Below are 17,512 nucleotides of genomic sequence, written 5' to 3'. Positions count from 1 at the left end.
GTCCTGTACTTGGTTCAGTAAGCCAATATAACCACAAACCCAACAAACCTAGATAGGCGTTTTCGCATTTATCGTGAAACGCTTTCGCGTTTTCATGCACCGCTCATCCAGAATCTCATAGTAGTCTGTAGTATCTATTTCAATAGTAGTGGAAGAAATAGGCTGACCTAGAAGATTAGATAGGGTAAAAGATAAGTTGACCATAATCCAAGTCAATTCCAAGTGCATACCCAGCTTGTCCGTTTAAAGATAGCATGATTGGCTTCCGGCCGACATGATTATGCTCTAGTTGTGTTTCGACAATTAATCCTTCATCTAGTAAGTCTGCTACTTGTGCTGAGATCGTTGCTCGTGTTAGAGCAGTAACCTTCGATAAGTCTGCTCTTGAAATCATTCCTTCTTTTACAATTTCTCGGATAATTAAGGAGCGATTAATTTTTTTTATATAAGCCGCATCACCGGTAACCATTCTTATCCTCCATTTCTAAACGGATAGGAAAGGATACTATCCTATCCCAGGGACACGCCAATCGGCGTTTCCCTTTCAAACAATCTACTACTATTATAACAGCTAATGGCAAGCATGGTTTAGCATATTTAAATTAATTCATAAATTGTCAATTGACGAAGCAAACTAATCATGATATGGTAATTGTATTATTAATTTGTTTAATAAACAAATTAAATAAAATTAAATTTAAAAAATATTTTATCCTGTTTCTGTAAGGGGTTACAGTCACTGCTGTAAATAATAATTAACGAAGAAAAAGGAGAGGAATACTTTGAAAGCATTTATGGACCAACACTTTTTGTTAAATTCGGAGACAGCCGTAAAACTATATGAAAATGCAGCATCAAAAGCACCAATCTTTGATTTCCATTGTCACTTAAATCCTCAAGAAGTATGGGAAAATAAGTCATATGAAAATATTACTCAAATATGGCTTGGGGGAGACCATTATAAATGGCGGACAATGCGGATGCATGGCGTATCGGAAAAATACATTACCGGTGATGCTTCTGATTGGGAGAAATTCGAAGCTTGGGCAGAAACAATGCCTCATTTAATCGGAAATCCTGTTTATCATTGGGCACAATTCAGAATTGAAAATGTATTTCGGCATTGATACATTGCTAAGTCCGGAAACTGCGCGTGAGATTTGGGATAAATGTAATGAAAAGTTACAGAAACCAGAATATAGCGCAAGAGCGTTCATTGAAAAGTCTAATGTAAAGTTTATTGGCACAACAGATGATCCGATTTCAAGCCTTGAATATCATCAACTTTTAAAAAATGACGATTCTTTTAAAACGATTATTGCTCCAACGTTCCGTCCTGATGGTGCGCTATTCATTGATCGTCCTACTTTCACTAGCTGGATTGAAAAATTAGCTGAGGTTTCAGGTATTAAGGCAGATTCATTCGATGGATTTTTAGCGGCACTTAAACAGCGGGTTGAATATTTCCATGAAAACGGTGGCCGTGCTTCCGATCATGATATTCAAAAAATGGAGTATGTGGAAACAACCAAGGATCAGGTTGAAGCCATTTTCAATAAACGTATAAGCGGGGAGCAACTTACAAACGAAGAAATCGTTGCTTATCGAATTTTCGTTTTAAAAGAATTAGGAAAAATGTATGCTGAAAAACAATGGGTCATGCAGCTCCATATGGGCGCAATGAGAAACAACAACACAAAAATGAAAGAGCTTATTGGACCGGACACAGGATTTGATTCTGTTGGTGAAGCGAATATGGCGGAAGGCTTGTCCCGCTTCCTAGATGCGCTTGATAAGGAAAATGCCTTACCAAGAACAGTTTTGTTTAACCTAAATCAAAAAGATAATGTTGTATTAGCTGGTATGATGGGGAACTTCTATGAAGAAGGTATTCCTGGAAAAGTTCAACTAGGTTCTGGCTGGTGGTTCCTAGATCATATCGATGGAATGGAAAGACAAATGAAGGACTATGCTAACGTTGGCGTACTTAGCCATTTTATTGGTATGCTGACGGACTCCCGCAGTTTCCTGTCCTACGCCCGTCATGACTATTTCCGCCGTATACTTTGTAATATTCTAGGCGACTGGGTTGAGCATGGCTTGGCTCCGAACAACATGAAGCATATGGAACAAATGGTACGGAATATTTGCTATTCTAATGCTGAAAAATTCTTTTTAGAAAGATAATTGATTCGCAAAGGGAGAGCTCACCTGAGGTCTCTTCCTTGATTACATATGTAAAATAAGTGTTTAATTATAGGAGTTAGGAACAAAAATAGGATAGAATAGGATCATACTGATTTTTAGAAAGGAAAGGGATTTAATATGTCAAAACAACAAATTGGTGTAGTTGGTCTAGCGGTAATGGGGAAAAACCTTGCTTTAAATATTGAAAGCCGCGGCTATTCGGTTGCAGTCTTTAACCGTTCATATGATAAAACAGAAGCGTTTTTGAAGAATGAGGCAGAAGGTAAAAACTTTGTCGGTGCTCGTACCGTTGAAGAATTTGTTAATTCATTAGAAAAACCACGCAAAATCTTATTAATGGTTAAAGCTGGTAATGCAACAGATGGAACGATCGATTCATTAAAACCATTTCTTGAAGAAGGAGATATCCTAATAGATGGAGGGAATACCTTCTTCCAAGATACAATTAGACGTAATAAAGAACTAGCAAATGCTGGTTTCCATTTTATCGGCACTGGTGTTTCCGGCGGGGAAGAAGGGGCATTAAAAGGGCCATCCATTATGCCTGGCGGTAACAAAGAAGCATATGATTTAGTAAAGCCAATTTTAGAGGCGATTTCTGCAAAAGTTGAAGGAGATCCATGTTGTACATATATTGGACCAAACGGTGCAGGTCATTATGTGAAAATGGTTCATAACGGAATTGAATATGGGGATATGCAATTAATTTGTGAAGCTTACTTTATTTTGAAGAATGTCCTTGGTTTAAGCACAGAAGAACTTCATGATGTGTTTGCTGAGTGGAATAAGGGAGAGCTAGACAGCTATTTAATTGAAATTACTGCAGATATTTTTACAAAAGTGGATGAAGAAACAGGTAAACCAATGGTTGACTTGATTCTCGATACTGCCGGACAAAAGGGTACCGGTAAATGGACAAGCCAAAACGCTTTAGATTTAGGTGTGCCGCTTCCAATTATCACAGAATCGGTTTTTGCCCGTTTTATCTCAGCAATGAAAGAAGAACGTGTTAAAGCTAGTCAAGTGTTAAATGGTCCAGCTGTAAAACCATTTGATGGGAATAAAGAAGAGTTAATTGAAGCCGTTCGAAAAGCATTATATATGAGCAAAATTTGTTCTTATGCACAAGGTTTTGCCCAAATGCGTGCAGCATCTGAAGAATATGATTGGAATCTTCGCTACGGAGATATCGCAATGATTTTCCGCGGCGGGTGTATCATTCGCGCACAATTCTTACAAAAAATTAAAGAGGCATACGACCGCGATTCAGAATTAGCGAATCTATTATTAGATCCATACTTTAAGGAAATCGTTGAAGGCTATCAATCTGCACTGCGTCAAGTTCTTGCAGTGGCCATTGAGCGTGGGATTCCAGTTCCATCGTTTGCAAGTGCAATCGCATATTATGACAGTTATCGTACGGAAACACTTCCTGCAAACCTTTTGCAAGCACAGCGTGACTATTTCGGTGCACATACGTACCAACGTGTTGACAAGGAAGGGGTATTCCATACTAACTGGATGGAGTAAGCTTCACATGTTTTTCCTTATTAGAGACAAAACTTTCCATGAATGGACTGGTTTTGTCTCTTTTTTTTGAAAAAGTTGTCTTAGATTTCATTGTAAAAAGCAATATCAGTCAAATTTATTTATAAAATAAGCATTTAGGGAGAATGCTTTTTAAGTATAGAGGGATTAAAATTATATTAAGATTTGATAACGCTTACTTAGAAGGGGTGGTGTTATGAATCAAGTAATGATGAATAACTGGATCACAGCATTGTACAGGGTCCAAGGCGTAGATTCCTATTCCATTCAATTTCATTCCCATCATGAATATGAAATTTATTTCTTTTGCGGAGGGGATTGTAAGTATTTAATCAGTAATCGGATTTATGAATTGCATCCTGGTGATATTATCCTTTTAGATGGCATGACATTGCATAAACCGAACCCGAACATAGAGAGCACTTATACAAGGAGTATGCTGCACTTTTCACCAGCATGGATGGCTGAAATCGCCTCTGTACTTGGTATCCCTGATTTATTGGATCCATTTAAAAAGCTCAACAATTTTCTATTACGAACAGGATACAATGAATCAGGCCAGTATATTGACGGCCAGATGAAAAAAATTGCCGGATTGCTGGCACATGAGGATGAAGAAATGCAGCGGACAGGCATAAAGAATGACCTGTTAGAGGCTGAAGTCAAGCTTGAGTTAGTACAATTGCTCTTGAGAATTTATAAAATGAGCCAACAAGAATTAGCTCATGTAACCAGTAAAAAGACTGAAAAGGAAGTTCATGCCGAGGCGATTGCCTCATGGATAAAAGACCATTATGCTGAAAAAGTTAATTTAGACCGGATTTCGACTGAGCTTAATTTAAGCAAATATTATACTTCACATGTTTTTAAAGAGGTAACAGGTTTTACTGTGATGGAATATGTAATGGGCTGCCGGCTAAATCAGGTAAAGTTTTTGTTAGAAATGGAACCAAATCTTACCTTGTCTGAAGTATCAAGTGCAGCAGGATTTGAAAGTATTGCCCATTTCAGCCGTTATTTTAAGGAAAAAGTAGGAGTAACACCATCTCGTTACCGAAAAAATAAACTTTCATCCAGCATGTCTAAACAGAAGGAGGATTCCCTATAAATGAATCAAGATTTATTGATTTCTGGTTTTTCAGATGAAATCTCGTCTGATTTTGATATACAGCTTGAGGTTGTTTCGAACCTCGGCATGCGGTATCTATCATTACGCGGCATAGATGGGAAAAACATTGGAGACTTTACAGTTGAGGATATAAGAGAAAATGTTCAGCCGCGTTTGCAAAAAGCGGGTATTGGTGTTTCCTCAATTGGCTCGCCAATTGGTAAGGTATTTATCAATGATGAAGAGGGATTCTCAAAACAAAAGGAAATGCTTGAAACCCTATGCCAAATTAGCAACCTGTTAGATTGTAAATATATTCGTATTTTCAGCTTCTATATTCCAAAGGGTGACAACCCTGATATGTATCGTGATGATGTCATTCGCAAGATCAAGGAATATGCCGCGATTGCTGAAAAATACAATATCATTTTATTGCATGAAAACGAAAAGGATATATATGGCGATATTGCTAGACGCTGTCACGAGATTTTAACAGAGGTAAAATCACCGTCCTTTAAAGCAATTTTTGACTTTGCGAACTTTGTACAATGTGGTGAGGATACCCAGGAATGCTACGATTTACTAAAAGATGAAGTAGTGTATATCCACATTAAAGATGCTGTAACGACTGATAATCAAAATGTTGTTTGCGGAACCGGGGAAGGGAAAATTCCCGAACTTCTCTCTCAATTTATTACTGCAGGCTATAAAGGCTTTTTAACACTTGAGCCACATTTGGTCCTTTTTGATTCATTAAAGGATTTAGAGCTTGAAAATGCAACAGACATTATTAAGGACAACAAAGGGCTAGACGGAGCCGGCGGCTACAAGCTTCAATATGAAGCATTATTAGAAATTCTTAACAAAATTGAAAGCGAGGGAATTTAATTATGGCAGATGTAAGATTAGGGATTATTGGATTAGGTGCAGAAGGTGGTATGTACGCTAATTTCATCGCTGAAGGCAAAGTTAAAAACATGGTGATTGGTGCGATTTGTGATAATGATCCTGCTAAAAAACAAGTAGCAGAAGAGAAATATCCTGGTGTTCCTTTCTACGAAAATTATATCGATATGCTTGAAAGTGGTGATGTTGATGCAGTTGTTACAACTGTTCCGCATTATCTGCATCCTGAAATGGGAATCGAATCACTAAAAAGAAACATTCATGCATTAGTGGAAAAACCAGCTGGTGTTTATACAAAACAAGTGAAAGAGTTAAACGACTTTGCAGCAACAAAACCTGAACTTAAGTTTGCCATCTTCTTTAACCAGCGTACAAATCCACTTTATAAAAAACTAAAAGAACTTATTGATAATGGTGAGATTGGCAGCATTCGCAGTACCAACTGGATTATTACTACTTGGTGGAGACCTCAAGGCTACTACAATCAAAGTGAATGGAGAGCAACTTGGGGCGGAGAAGGGGGCGGTGTCCTTGTAAACCAAGCGCCACACCAAATTGATCTGCTTCAATGGATCTGCGGCATGCCGAAAAAGGTTTATGCAAAATTAAACTTTGGCTATCAAAGAGATATTGTGGTTGAGGACGATGTAACGGCTGTTTTTGATTATGGAAATGGTGCTACTGGTGTATTTGTAACTAAGACACACGATGTAGTAGGGACAGACCGTTTAGAAATCCATGGCGATAAAGGAAAAATCGTGGTTGATGATAGTAAGAAAATCACTATCAAACGCCTAAATAAGCCTGAAAATGAAATGAGCGCAACCATGAGCATGCAAGATGTGATGAGTATCTTTATGGGCGGCGGGCAAGGTGATATTTTCACTGAGGAAGTAATTGAATTTGAAAGCGTTTGGGGCGGTCAGCACATTGCTGTATTAGAAGATTTTGCTTCTGCGATTGTGGAAGGCACACCATTATTAGCTCCTGGCAGCGACGGCATTAATGGGGTTAGACTAGCAAATGCCATGCACCTGTCAAGCTGGTTAGGAAAAGAAGTTGAAGTACCATTTGATGAGGAATTATTCTTAGAAGAATTAAATAAACGTATTGTAGAAGAAGGTAAATATCCGGTTAGAAAGTAATCAAACACATGAAACGAACTCTGGGCGCTAAATAAGGCGCCTGAGTTCGTTTTAAAAAGGGGACAAGCTTATGTTAAAAGCAGCATTAATTGGTCTCGGAGATATTTCAGCCATCCATCTGCCAGCCATAAAAGCAAACCCGAATGTGGAACTGACTGCAGTTTGTGATTTGGACAAAGGTGCACGAGACATTGTTCCGGAAGCACGCTTTTATACCGACTATCAAGAAATGTTGGAATCAGAAGCATTAAATGTCGTTCATATCTGTCTGCCGCATTATCTGCACAATCCTGTAACAAAGGCATGTGTCGAAAAAGGTATCCATGTATTTCTTGAAAAGCCGCTTGGGTTAAATACGAAAGAAGCACTGGAGCTTGTGGAATTGGAGCAAAAACATCCCGATATAAAGATTTGTGTTTGCTTTCAAAATAGATATAATGAGTCGTTTGAAATGCTGCAAGAAATCGTTGAGAGCGGCGAGTATGGCAGGATTGTGGGAATTAAGGGGCTTGTTGCATGGTATCGGCCAAAATCCTATTATGACGCGAAGCCTTGGCGCGGGCAAATGAAATATGCCGGCGGCGGTGTGATGATCAATCAAGCCCTTCATACAATAGATTTAATGCAATTGCTAGGCGGAAAGATTGAATCAATCCGAGGTAATGTGGATCAGTTGCTTGACTACGGAATTGAAGTGGAAGACACAGCGTCTGCACGAATGCAATTTGAAAGCGGTGCCACTGGTTTATTCTTTGCTACAAATGCAAATGCCGTGAATTCAAGTGTGGAACTTCAAGTAATTTTAGAAAATGGTAAATTTACCATTAAGGATAGTATATTAACTAGGGTAAATGAAGATGGAAAGAAAGAAGAATTAGTTGAGGATGCAAAAGTTCCTGGTACTAAATTTTATTATGGAGCAAGCCATAAAAAGCTAATTCACCTATTCCATCAATGTATTGAAGAGGATACTGACAACTATGTTCATGCTAGAGAAGCAGCAGTAGCGATTCAAATGATTGATGTTATACGTAAATCTTCTGAAACAAGACAATCAATTCAAATGGAGGGATAAGCAGTGAAAAAAGGTAAAATTGGTGTCCAAATGATGATGTTAAAAGGCAAAGTGGAAGAACTAGGTGCCTATGAAACAATGAGAAAAGTAAGTGAACTTGGCTATCATGCGGTAGAAGTTTCGCAAATTCCGATGACTCCAGAAAATGTGGCAGAATTAAGAAGAGCAAGTGTAGATTTTGATATTAAAATTGCTGCTATGTCTGCCGCTTTAGAGCCAATGCTTCCTGGTGCACCTGGTGAGACCTTAACGAATGATTTTGATAAAATTGTGAGTGATTGTAAGACGCTTGATTGTAACTTCCTGCGTATCGGGATGCTGCCATTAACCGTTATGGGCCATAAAGATAAAATCATGGAATTTATTGAAAAAGCAGAAGCTATGGCACATAAATTAGCTGATCACGGTATCGAATTATACTACCATACTCATCACCTTGAATTCCAAAAATACGATGGTGTCTATCTTTTGGACCTCATTAAAAATAACACATCTAAGCTTGGCTTTGAACTTGATGTTCACTGGATCCAAAGAGCTGGTGAAAATCCAGTCGAGTTTGTTAAACAATATGCAGGCCGGATTTCATTATTGCACTTAAAAGATTATCGTATCGGACAGATGGATTTAAGTAACGTTGACTTTAAAGACATGTCTAAATTCTTTGATATCTTTACGAATACAATTGAATTTGCTGAGCTTGGAGAAGGTAATCTTAATATCAAAGCAATTGTAGAAGCTGGACTTGAAAGCGGGGCGCAGTATTTCTTAGTTGAACAAGATGACACATATGGACGCGACCCATTTGATTGCCTAGACATCTCTGCTAAGCATTTAAGAGAATTAGGATATTCTGAGTGGTTTTAAAGAAGAGGCAGCTGTTGAAACAGCTGCCTCTTCTCTTCCATCTACTCATTAATAGTTAAACAGATCTTTGAAACTTCCAAAAAGTTTTTAATCCCAAAGGAACAAGCTCCCATAGCACATGCCCGGGTTCCAAGGTCTGAGACAAGCAACTCGCAATAATGGCTAATAGTGGAATTCAGATTGGATTTTATTAATGATACAGCATTGGGATAGAGTTGTAACAATTCACTGTTAATGACTAAAATCTCTGGATTATACAGATTGATAATATTATTAAGTCCAATGGATAAATACTTTATATACTGCTGCATTTGCTGAGATATCACAGGGTCTTGCTCCAAGATTAATTGTTGAATATCATGATAGCTTAAATTGGGTTTGTTCAGATTTTGAGCTAATTGTTTGATAAAGTTTGACTCCGATGCATATTGCTCCCAGCAGCCGAGATTTCCACAGCTGCAAGGTACTCCATCAGGTACGACAATCATATGGCCAATCTCACCTGCATAGCCGTGATACCCTTTCATAGCTTCACCATTCACCATGATCCCAAGCCCAATTCCGGAATACAAACTAATCGATAACAAGTTTTCACATTGATGATGTTTGTACACCTTTTCAGCAAAAGAGCATAAATTAGCATTATTTTCGATATAAACATGGATTCCAATATCATTTTGTAAATCATCTTTTAAGTTTTTGTTATGCCAGTGGTGCTGCGGAACAAAATAAATCATCTCATCATTATTTACAATACCATGAATTCCAATCACCACAGCCGCAAGGCCATACCGGGTGCGGGAACATTGCCGTTTGTAACCCTTAATATGGTTAATCAGTAATGCTAAAATAGCATTATAATCAACAGTCTCGAGTTCAATCGTATCGATCTGAATAAGAGATCCGCTTATACTAGATAGGGCAAAGGTAATCGAATTCTTATCGAGGTCAATTCCTAAAACAAAACCGGCTTGTTGATTGATCGAAAGCATGATGGGCCTTCTTCCAAGGTTTTTATGATCCTGCTGTGTTTCAATAAGTAAATCTTCCGCTAATAAATCAGCAGCTTGAACAGAGATGGTTGCTTTGTTTAACCCAGTAATTTTCGCTAAATCGGCTCTGGATATCATCCCGTGCTCAATAATTTTGCTTACGATTAACGAACGGTTGATTTTTTTAATGTATGCAGCATCGCCAGTAATCATTAAATCGCTCCTTTTTTAAAATTTCGTAGATAATGCTACATATTTATTGACGGAAAGTAAGCATAATGATATTATACATGTAATTAGTTTGTTTGGTAAACAAATTAATTTAAAATAACTTCACAACCTTTTTTAAGCTTGAATATTGAGAGGGATTACAAGTGAGAATGTTTTTAGGTAATCTTCTTATTTCTTACATGGAATTTTTCCAATGAGGAACACTTACATAATGAAAAGGAGTGTGTTGTCCGTGGGTATACTTCAAGAATTACTAAAAGATATTCCAGTACCAAAAATGGCAAAGATTAGAGTAAAGTTTGATGACAAGGAAATAGCGGACCTTGGTGCAGTTTTAAAGGAGAAATTGCAGCAAGAACATATTAGGAAAACAGTTAAGCCTGGCATGGAGATCGCCATCGCTGTTGGCAGCAGGGGACTTGACCGTATCGTAGAATTAACGGCTGAAACTGTACAGTTTTTAAAAGAGTTAGGTGCAAAGCCATTTATCGTCCCAAGCATGGGGAGTCATGGAGGAGCAACAGCGGAAGGTCAGCGTGAGGTGTTAGCACATCTTGGTGTTACAGAGGAAAGTGCTGGTTGTGAGATTCGCTCATCAATGGAAGTAGTAAAGATTAGTGAACTGCCTAATGGGTTACCGGTTTATGTCGATAAATATGCTTCAGATGCAGACGGCATTGTCGTCATCAATCGGGTGAAGCCCCATACAGCTTTTCGGGGACCTGTAGAAAGCGGCATTATGAAGATGATTAGTATTGGCCTGGGGAAACAAAAAGGAGCCGAGGCATGCCATCAAATGGGTTTTAAATATATGGCAGAAAATGTACCGGCAATGGCAAAAATCATTATGGAAAAAACACCATTCCTTTTCGGGGTTGCTACGGTTGAGAATGCATTTGATAAAGTGGCGATTGTAGATGTATTAACCCCAGAAGAGATTATTGAAAAAGAACCTGATTTACAAATAAAAGCCAAAGCATTATTACCAAAGTTATTTTTCGATCAATTGGATGTCTTAGTGATTGACGAAATTGGGAAAAATATCAGCGGGGATGGGATGGACCCAAATATTACCGGTCGTTATCCAACCCCATACGCTACTGGCGGTCCGGATGTAAACAAAATGGTGGTGCTTGATGTAACACTTGCTTCTGAGGGGAATGCCAATGGAGTTGGAACGGCTGATTTTACCACGAAGAGACTCTTGGACAAAATGGACTTAGAAGGAACCTATGCAAATGGTTTAACTTCAACCGTAGTAGCTCCAACCAAAATTGCAACAACATTACCCAACGATAAACAGGCGCTTCAAGCGGCCATAAAAACATGCAATATTTTAGATTTTAGAAATGTTAAATTGGTTCGGATAAAAAACACTTTAAAGTTAAGTGAGATTGAAGTTTCCGAGCCGCTGTTAAGATTTATAAAAAACCATCCAAATATGGAGCAGATCTCAGATCTTTACGATTTTCCATTCGATGAAAACGGCAATTTATTTTAATAGGGGAGTGCAGAGAAATGAAACAATTATTTGATTTAGCAGGAAAAACTGCAGTGGCGATTGGCGGGAATGGTGTATTAGGTTCAGCAATGGCAAAGGGATTGGCAGATCACGGGGCTAAAGTTGCTATTGTCGGCCGCAATTTAGAAAAAGCAGAAGAAGTGGTAAATGAAATAGTGAAAACGGGCGGAGAGGCCAAAGCGTTTCAAGCGGATGTAAGTTCTGAGGACTCTTTAAACCGACTTGCTGATGAAATTGAACAATGGTCTGGCGGGTGTGATATTCTGTTAAATGCACCTGGAACAAATAGCTCTACACCATTTTTTGAACTAGGCATGGATGAATATGATAAAATTATGGAAATTAACCTAAAAGGAATCGTCTTAGCGTGCCAGATTTTTGGAAAGAGAATGATCGATCAGGAACGTAAAGGAAGCATTATTAATATTTCTTCTGTTTCATCAACAACACCGCTTTCACGTGTATTTACGTATTCTGTATCAAAAGCCGGAATCAATAGCGTGACACAATTTTTAGCTCGGGAATTTGCACCAAATGGTATTCGTGTCAATGCGATTATCCCAGGATTCTTCCCAGCTGAACAAAATCGCAAAATATTAGATAAAGAGAGAATTGAAAGTATTATGAGACATACACCTATGAACCGTTTTGGGGAAGCGGAGGAGCTTCAAGGGGCAACGGTTTGGCTCGCTTCAGAAAAGGCATCAAGCTTTGTAACCGGAGCCTTGATCCGTGTTGACGGCGGTTTCGGCAGCATGACAATTTAAAAAGAAAAGTTCCAGCAACCGCGTGCTGAAGCGGGATATTAATAAAAAGGATTCACATAATTCCTAGCCCTATGAAATATGTTAAAATGGCGGCTTAGATTTGATTTTGTTGGTGGAGGGGAAAAAGGACAATGCTGACAGAGAAATATGAAAAATTACAGTCTATTCTCCGTGACATGGACTCGGTCGTTGTGGCATTCTCAGGAGGAGTAGACAGTACGTTTTTGCTTAAGGCTGCATTGGACACACTAGGGAAAGATCATGTGTTGGCAATAACAGCGGACTCTGAAAGTTATCCCTCAAGTGAGCTTAAAGAGGCCAAAATCCTTGCGGAACAAATAGGTGCCAGGCACCAGGTTATTGAAACATCAGAACTGGCCATTCCTGGATATTCAGAGAATAATAAAAACAGATGCTATTTCTGTAAAAGCAGTTTGTTTGATCATTTAATCCCAGTTATGGAAGAGCTGGGCTTTCAAAATGTCATATATGGTGTGATTGCCGATGATATGAATGAATTTCGTCCCGGAATGCAGGCCGCAAAGGAAAAGGGGATCCGAGGTCCTCTGCAGGAGGCGGATTTGTTTAAAAATGAAATCAGGGAACTCTCTCGAACAATGGGTTTGCCAACTTGGGATAAACCATCATTAGCCTGTCTTTCATCTCGGATTGCATACGGTGAGTTTATTACAAAAGAAAAACTATCAAAAGTTGAAAGAGCTGAGGATTATTTAAAATCGCTTCATATTCGCCAAGTTCGAGTCAGAACACATGAGGAAATTGCCCGAATTGAAGTTGAACCATGTGATATGGGGATTATTTTAGAAAATCATGATTCGATAGTAAAAGAGCTTCAAGAATATGGATATAAATATATAACACTAGATTTAATAGGATATCAGAGCGGCAGTATGAATAAGGTACTATCAAAATAGATAATAATTTAGTCCTTGATAAACGAAAAGGCTTTGGAATGCTCCAAAGCCTTTTTGTTTAAAGATTAGAAAACGCAAAAAAAGATAATCATAATGACAACATTACATATAGTTATCTGAAAAGGAAGATGAAGGATGGCAAGAGAGTTAGTAATCGGGCTTGATGTTGGTACAACAAGCGTTAAAGCATGCATATTTGATTTACATGGGAAATTAGTAGCAGACGTAGAGAAGATGATTACTTCAGAATACCCGCAGCAGGGGTGGGTGGAGCAGAATCCTATGGAAATTGAACAGTCTGCAATCATAGCGATTAGGGAAGCCATAGACAATGCAGCTGCTGGAAAGGATGAAATAGTTTCACTTGGTTTTTCTGCTGCGATGCATTCCCTTCTATGTGTTAATGAAGAGGGTATGCCAATTTCCCCTGCACTTATTTGGGCTGACGGGCGAAGCTTTAAACAGTCTGAAGAAATCATAAATACAATCGGAACCAGAGTTTACAGCAAGACAGGAACACCGATCCACCCCATGACACCGTTTGTTAAACTTTTGTGGATGAAAGAGGTTGAGTATGAACCTTATAAACGGGCAGCCTATTTTATGTCCATTAAGGAGTATTTAATCCATTGCTGGTTTAACCAAAGAGTCATTGATTATTCGATGGCATCTGCAACAGGATTATTTAATCCAACAACACACAAGTGGGAGCAAGAATTGTTAGAACTTACGGGTATAACAGAAAATCAGCTTTCCGAAATTGTTCCTCCTACAAAAATATTAACAGGAATTAACCATGAGATAGCGGAAGCAATGGGTATTAACCCGGACATGCCAGTAGTGATTGGTGCGGCAGATGGCCAATTGGCGAATTTGGGAAATGGAGCGATTCTTCCCGGTGAAGTGGCTGTTTCAGTAGGGACAAGCGGTGCCATAAGGCAAGTTACACAGGGTGTTAAGATAAGCGAGAAACAGGAAACGTTTTGTTATTCCTTTACCGAGGAATCTTCCATTATTGGAGGACCGACAAATAATGGTGGCATTGCCCTGCAATGGTTAAAGGATCTTCTGAACGACCAAAGAAGTTTTACAGAATTTCTTTCTGACGCAGACCAGGCTGCTCCAGGTTCAGATGGGTTGCTTTTTCTTCCGTATATAAATGGAGAAAGAGCTCCAATTTGGAACCAAAAAGCAAAAGGAAATTTTTATGGTGTGTCCATTACACATAAAAAAGAACATTTTATTCGTGCTGTACTTGAAGGAGTTACATTTAATCTCTATCAAATTGGAAAGGCTTTGGAGCAGTTAGCTGGCGAGCCGCAAAAAGTTTATGTAAACGGCGGTTTGGCAAGATCGCCAATATGGCTGCAAATGATGGCAGATGTTTTTGAAGCAGAAATTTATGTTTCAGAAAGTCACCATAGTGCAGCATGGGGAGCGGCTTGGACTGCATTAGTGGCCATCAAAAAGGTTGATTCATTTGAAGAAATTAAAAAGAATATCCCGATGGGAAAAGCTACTATTCCGAATAAGGAAAACAGTGAAAAATATAAGAAAATTTATGCGAACTATGAAAGCTTAGCTGCTGATATGGTGAAGTATTTTATTTAATAGGAAAAGCGCAAGCGCCATGGTCATCGGCGTATGGCCTGGAGCTGGACATTTCTTAAGGTCAAAATTTATACTTTCTTATTTCTAAATAAAGGGGGAGAGCGAATGCTTGAGGAAATTTTGAAGCAAGTTCAAAATGGAACCCTTAGTATAACTGAAGCGAAAGAACAATTGGCAACGTTTGAAAATTTGGGGTTTGCAAAAGTTGACCACCATCGAAAAAAAAGGCAAGGCTTCGCAGAGGTGGTGTATGGGGAAGGCAAGACAGCTCCGCAAATCATTTCGATTGTTCAGGCTATAAGGGCACGAAATAACGAGATCCTTGTTACTAGAGTCACGAAAGAAAAAGCTGAAAATATCCTGAATACTCTTCCTGACCTAACGTATAGTGAAACGGCAAGGATTCTTTTTTGGAAGAAGGAGAACGCAGTTAGGAAAACCTCAGAAGGATACATTGCCGTTGTTGCTGCAGGTACCTCTGATTTACCTGTTGCAGAAGAAGCGGCAGTGACTGCAGAAGTTTTGGGCAGCAAGGTGCATCGTATCTATGACGTTGGTGTTGCTGGGATTCATCGCTTACTAAGTCATGCCGAGGAAATTCAAAATGCAACTGTGTCTGTTGTTGTAGCAGGAATGGAGGGAGCTCTTCCAAGTGTAGTGGGTGGGCTTGTTTCCCATCCAGTTATCGCTGTTCCAACAAGCATTGGTTATGGCGCGAATTTTAATGGCTTATCTGCGTTGCTTACGATGTTAAACTCTTGTGCATCCGGAATTAGTGTTGTTAATATCGACAATGGTTTTGGCGGGGGGTATAACGCGGTCTTAATTCATCAACTAGCACAAAAAGGGGCGGGGGAAAATAATGAGGACACTTTATTTTGATTGTTTTTCCGGTATTAGCGGAGATATGGTCATTGGGGCGCTAATCGATGCAGGAGCCGATCCGAATCGGTTAGTAGAAGAACTAAAAAAGCTCCAAATTGAAGACGAATATGAATTGAAATGGAAAAAGCTTGTAAAGAATGGTATTACCAGTACGAAGTTTGATGTCGATCTGCTTAATGATTCTATTCATATACATAGCCATCATGACCACGAACAGATGCATGAACATGAGCATAAACACCAGCATAGTCATACCCATGAACATGAGCATAGTCACCATCATGAACATAACCAAGGACATAGCCATGATCATATCCACAATCACGGCCATCACCATCATCACGATCATCGTGCCTATAAAGATATCGTTGCGTTGATTGAGGAGGCCGGTTTTTCTGAATCAGTAAAGGAAACAGCCTTAAAAATATTTAAACGAATTGGTGAAGCTGAAGGGCATATTCACGGTATTCCGTTAGAAAAGGTCCATTTTCATGAAGTAGGTGCTGTTGATTCAATCATAGATATTATTGGTGCGGCTATCTTGATTGATCAATTAGGTGTCGAGGTCATCAAATCATCGCCGATTCCTCTTGGAAAAGGGAAAATTCAAATTGACCATGGTCTCTATCCGGTACCTGCACCAGCAACCCTAGAAATATTAAAAGGGGTACCGATAGAACAATCCGATGTTAAAGCAGAGCTGACAACACCAACTGGTGCAGCAATCGTCGCTGTACTCGCAGAAGAATTTTGTTCCATACCATCTATGAGAATTAAGTCAATTGGCTACGGGGCAGGAACAAAAACGTTTAAAAATCATCCAAATGTCCTTCGTGTTATCATCGGTGAATAAGTATTCCCTCCATAAAATATATGAAAGGGGCCTTACAAGTGGTGTCACATCCTCCTAATCATGAACATTTCGATGACCAAATGGTCAAAATGGAAGTGAATTTAGATGATATACCAGGTGAATGGCTTGGCTACGTCATGGATTTGCTATTTGATGCAGGGGCAAATGATGTATTTTATACGCCCATTTTTATGAAAAAAAATAGACCGGCTGTATTACTTCAATTGCTTTGCTCTCAGAAAAATATTAATAGAATAAAAGAGATTCTCTTTAAGGAAACCACGACACTTGGTGTTCGCTATTATCCGATAACTGTTCATCGTTTAGAAAGAATATTTCGAAGAGTCCCTACTGAATGGGGAATGGTAACCATAAAAGAGGGGATTTTTGAAGGGCAAGTTGTGCAAAGAGCCCCCGAGTATGAGGAATGTAAAAAGATTGCCGAGTATCATAAAATCCCTTTAAAGCAAGTCTATGCACAGGTTTGGAAGGCAATGGGACAAGATAACCAGACAGATGATAAAAGATGATAAAAAAATGAGCTGCTTAGCATTATGCTATGCAGCTCATTCTTTTATACCCAAGCTATTTCTGTTAAAAGCTGCTGCTTAAATAATTGGATTAAAAATTCATTATAAAAATCGCTTCTGACAATCACCTGGTACTTGTTATTAGGGTGAAGGTAGTAATGGATATCGGTTAGGACCTTATTTTCATCAAAAAAATCACGAACTTTTTTCATGTTTTTCTTTAACTCACTATTTAATAATGTAATCGAGAATTCAATATCATCCCCGTTGGCTGATTCCTTAATCCCTAGAACATTTTCGTCATATTTATAAGTGACCTTCATCATAGCCCC

Annotated in this window: 16 protein-coding genes and 1 pseudogene; 14 read left to right on the top strand and 3 right to left on the bottom strand. The window is 38.8% G+C overall.

Going from position 1 to position 17,512, the window contains the following annotated elements; genetic code table 11:
* Nucleotides 1-175 precede the first annotated feature (175 nt).
* The gene (locus tag ACO1D1_RS23555) at nt 176-469 is read right to left on the bottom strand and encodes a winged helix-turn-helix transcriptional regulator (protein WP_423337342.1); all 294 of its coding nucleotides are present in this window, start codon (nt 467-469) and stop codon (nt 176-178) included.
* A gap of 313 nt (nt 470-782) precedes the next feature.
* Here ACO1D1_RS23555 and uxaC point away from each other — a divergent pair.
* The 7 genes and pseudogenes from uxaC (at nt 783) to ACO1D1_RS23520 (ending at nt 8,854) form a co-directional block, all read left to right on the top strand.
* Nucleotides 783-2,187 (top strand): annotated as a pseudogene (gene uxaC, locus ACO1D1_RS23550) (glucuronate isomerase).
* A gap of 138 nt (nt 2,188-2,325) precedes the next feature.
* Complete coding sequence (gene gndA / locus ACO1D1_RS23545) at nt 2,326-3,738, top strand: NADP-dependent phosphogluconate dehydrogenase (protein WP_423337341.1); 1,413 nt, start codon at nt 2,326-2,328, stop codon at nt 3,736-3,738.
* Between the two features lie 214 nt (nt 3,739-3,952).
* The gene (locus tag ACO1D1_RS23540; RefSeq protein ID WP_149869131.1) at nt 3,953-4,864 is read left to right on the top strand and encodes an AraC family transcriptional regulator; all 912 of its coding nucleotides are present in this window, start codon (nt 3,953-3,955) and stop codon (nt 4,862-4,864) included.
* Complete coding sequence (locus ACO1D1_RS23535; RefSeq protein ID WP_423337340.1) at nt 4,865-5,752, top strand: sugar phosphate isomerase/epimerase family protein; 888 nt, start codon at nt 4,865-4,867, stop codon at nt 5,750-5,752.
* Nucleotides 5,753-5,754: 2 nt separating this feature from the next.
* Nucleotides 5,755-6,915, top strand: coding sequence for a Gfo/Idh/MocA family protein (locus ACO1D1_RS23530; RefSeq protein ID WP_423337339.1), 1,161 nt, complete (start codon nt 5,755-5,757; stop codon nt 6,913-6,915).
* 70 nt (nt 6,916-6,985) lie between these two features.
* A complete protein-coding gene (locus tag ACO1D1_RS23525; RefSeq protein ID WP_423337338.1) occupies nt 6,986-7,990 on the top strand; it encodes a Gfo/Idh/MocA family protein in 1,005 nt (334 codons plus the stop codon).
* Between the two features lie 3 nt (nt 7,991-7,993).
* On the top strand, nt 7,994-8,854 hold the full coding sequence (locus ACO1D1_RS23520; protein WP_149869132.1) for a sugar phosphate isomerase/epimerase family protein: 861 nt from the start codon (nt 7,994-7,996) through the stop codon (nt 8,852-8,854).
* Nucleotides 8,855-8,895: 41 nt separating this feature from the next.
* Here ACO1D1_RS23520 and ACO1D1_RS23515 read toward each other — a convergent pair whose 3' ends face one another.
* Nucleotides 8,896-10,059, bottom strand: a complete 1,164-nt coding sequence (locus ACO1D1_RS23515) for an ROK family transcriptional regulator (RefSeq protein WP_149869133.1) — start codon at nt 10,057-10,059, stop codon at nt 8,896-8,898.
* 250 nt (nt 10,060-10,309) lie between these two features.
* On the opposite strand from ACO1D1_RS23515, the gene ACO1D1_RS23510 reads away from it, so the two are divergent.
* The 7 genes from ACO1D1_RS23510 (at nt 10,310) to larC (ending at nt 17,180) form a co-directional block, all read left to right on the top strand.
* Nucleotides 10,310-11,578: a lactate racemase domain-containing protein gene (locus ACO1D1_RS23510; RefSeq protein ID WP_149869134.1), complete on the top strand. Its 1,269-nt coding sequence runs from the start codon at nt 10,310-10,312 to the stop codon at nt 11,576-11,578.
* 17 nt (nt 11,579-11,595) lie between these two features.
* Nucleotides 11,596-12,366, top strand: a complete 771-nt coding sequence (locus ACO1D1_RS23505) for an SDR family oxidoreductase (protein WP_149869135.1) — start codon at nt 11,596-11,598, stop codon at nt 12,364-12,366.
* A 131-nt stretch (nt 12,367-12,497) separates the two neighbouring features.
* The gene (gene larE, locus ACO1D1_RS23500; RefSeq protein WP_149869136.1) at nt 12,498-13,301 is read left to right on the top strand and encodes an ATP-dependent sacrificial sulfur transferase LarE; all 804 of its coding nucleotides are present in this window, start codon (nt 12,498-12,500) and stop codon (nt 13,299-13,301) included.
* Nucleotides 13,302-13,436: 135 nt separating this feature from the next.
* Nucleotides 13,437-14,912 carry a gluconokinase gene (locus ACO1D1_RS23495; protein ID WP_149869137.1) on the top strand — a complete coding sequence of 492 codons (1,476 nt, stop codon included), beginning with the start codon at nt 13,437-13,439 and terminating at the stop codon, nt 14,910-14,912.
* 105 nt (nt 14,913-15,017) lie between these two features.
* Nucleotides 15,018-15,794, top strand: a complete 777-nt coding sequence (larB, locus tag ACO1D1_RS23490; protein ID WP_423337337.1) for a nickel pincer cofactor biosynthesis protein LarB — start codon at nt 15,018-15,020, stop codon at nt 15,792-15,794.
* Nucleotides 15,775-16,650, top strand: coding sequence for a LarC family nickel insertion protein (locus ACO1D1_RS23485; RefSeq protein WP_423337336.1), 876 nt, complete (start codon nt 15,775-15,777; stop codon nt 16,648-16,650). The genes larB and ACO1D1_RS23485 overlap by 20 nt, the downstream gene beginning before the upstream one ends.
* Before the next feature lie 38 nt (nt 16,651-16,688).
* Nucleotides 16,689-17,180, top strand: coding sequence for a nickel insertion protein (gene larC / locus ACO1D1_RS23480; protein ID WP_423337335.1), 492 nt, complete (start codon nt 16,689-16,691; stop codon nt 17,178-17,180).
* Between the two features lie 44 nt (nt 17,181-17,224).
* On the opposite strand, the gene ACO1D1_RS23475 is transcribed toward larC, so the two are convergent.
* Entirely contained in the window at nt 17,225-17,506 is a 282-nt protein-coding gene (locus ACO1D1_RS23475; RefSeq protein WP_423337334.1) for a hypothetical protein, read from the bottom strand.
* Nucleotides 17,507-17,512 lie beyond the last annotated feature (6 nt).

It is taken from the genome of Neobacillus sp. 19 (genome assembly GCF_049463095.1).
Classification (GTDB): domain Bacteria; phylum Bacillota; class Bacilli; order Bacillales; family Cytobacillaceae; genus Neobacillus.
Note: the sequence above shows the minus strand (reverse complement) of the source record. Positions and strands in the feature narration are given on the sequence as shown.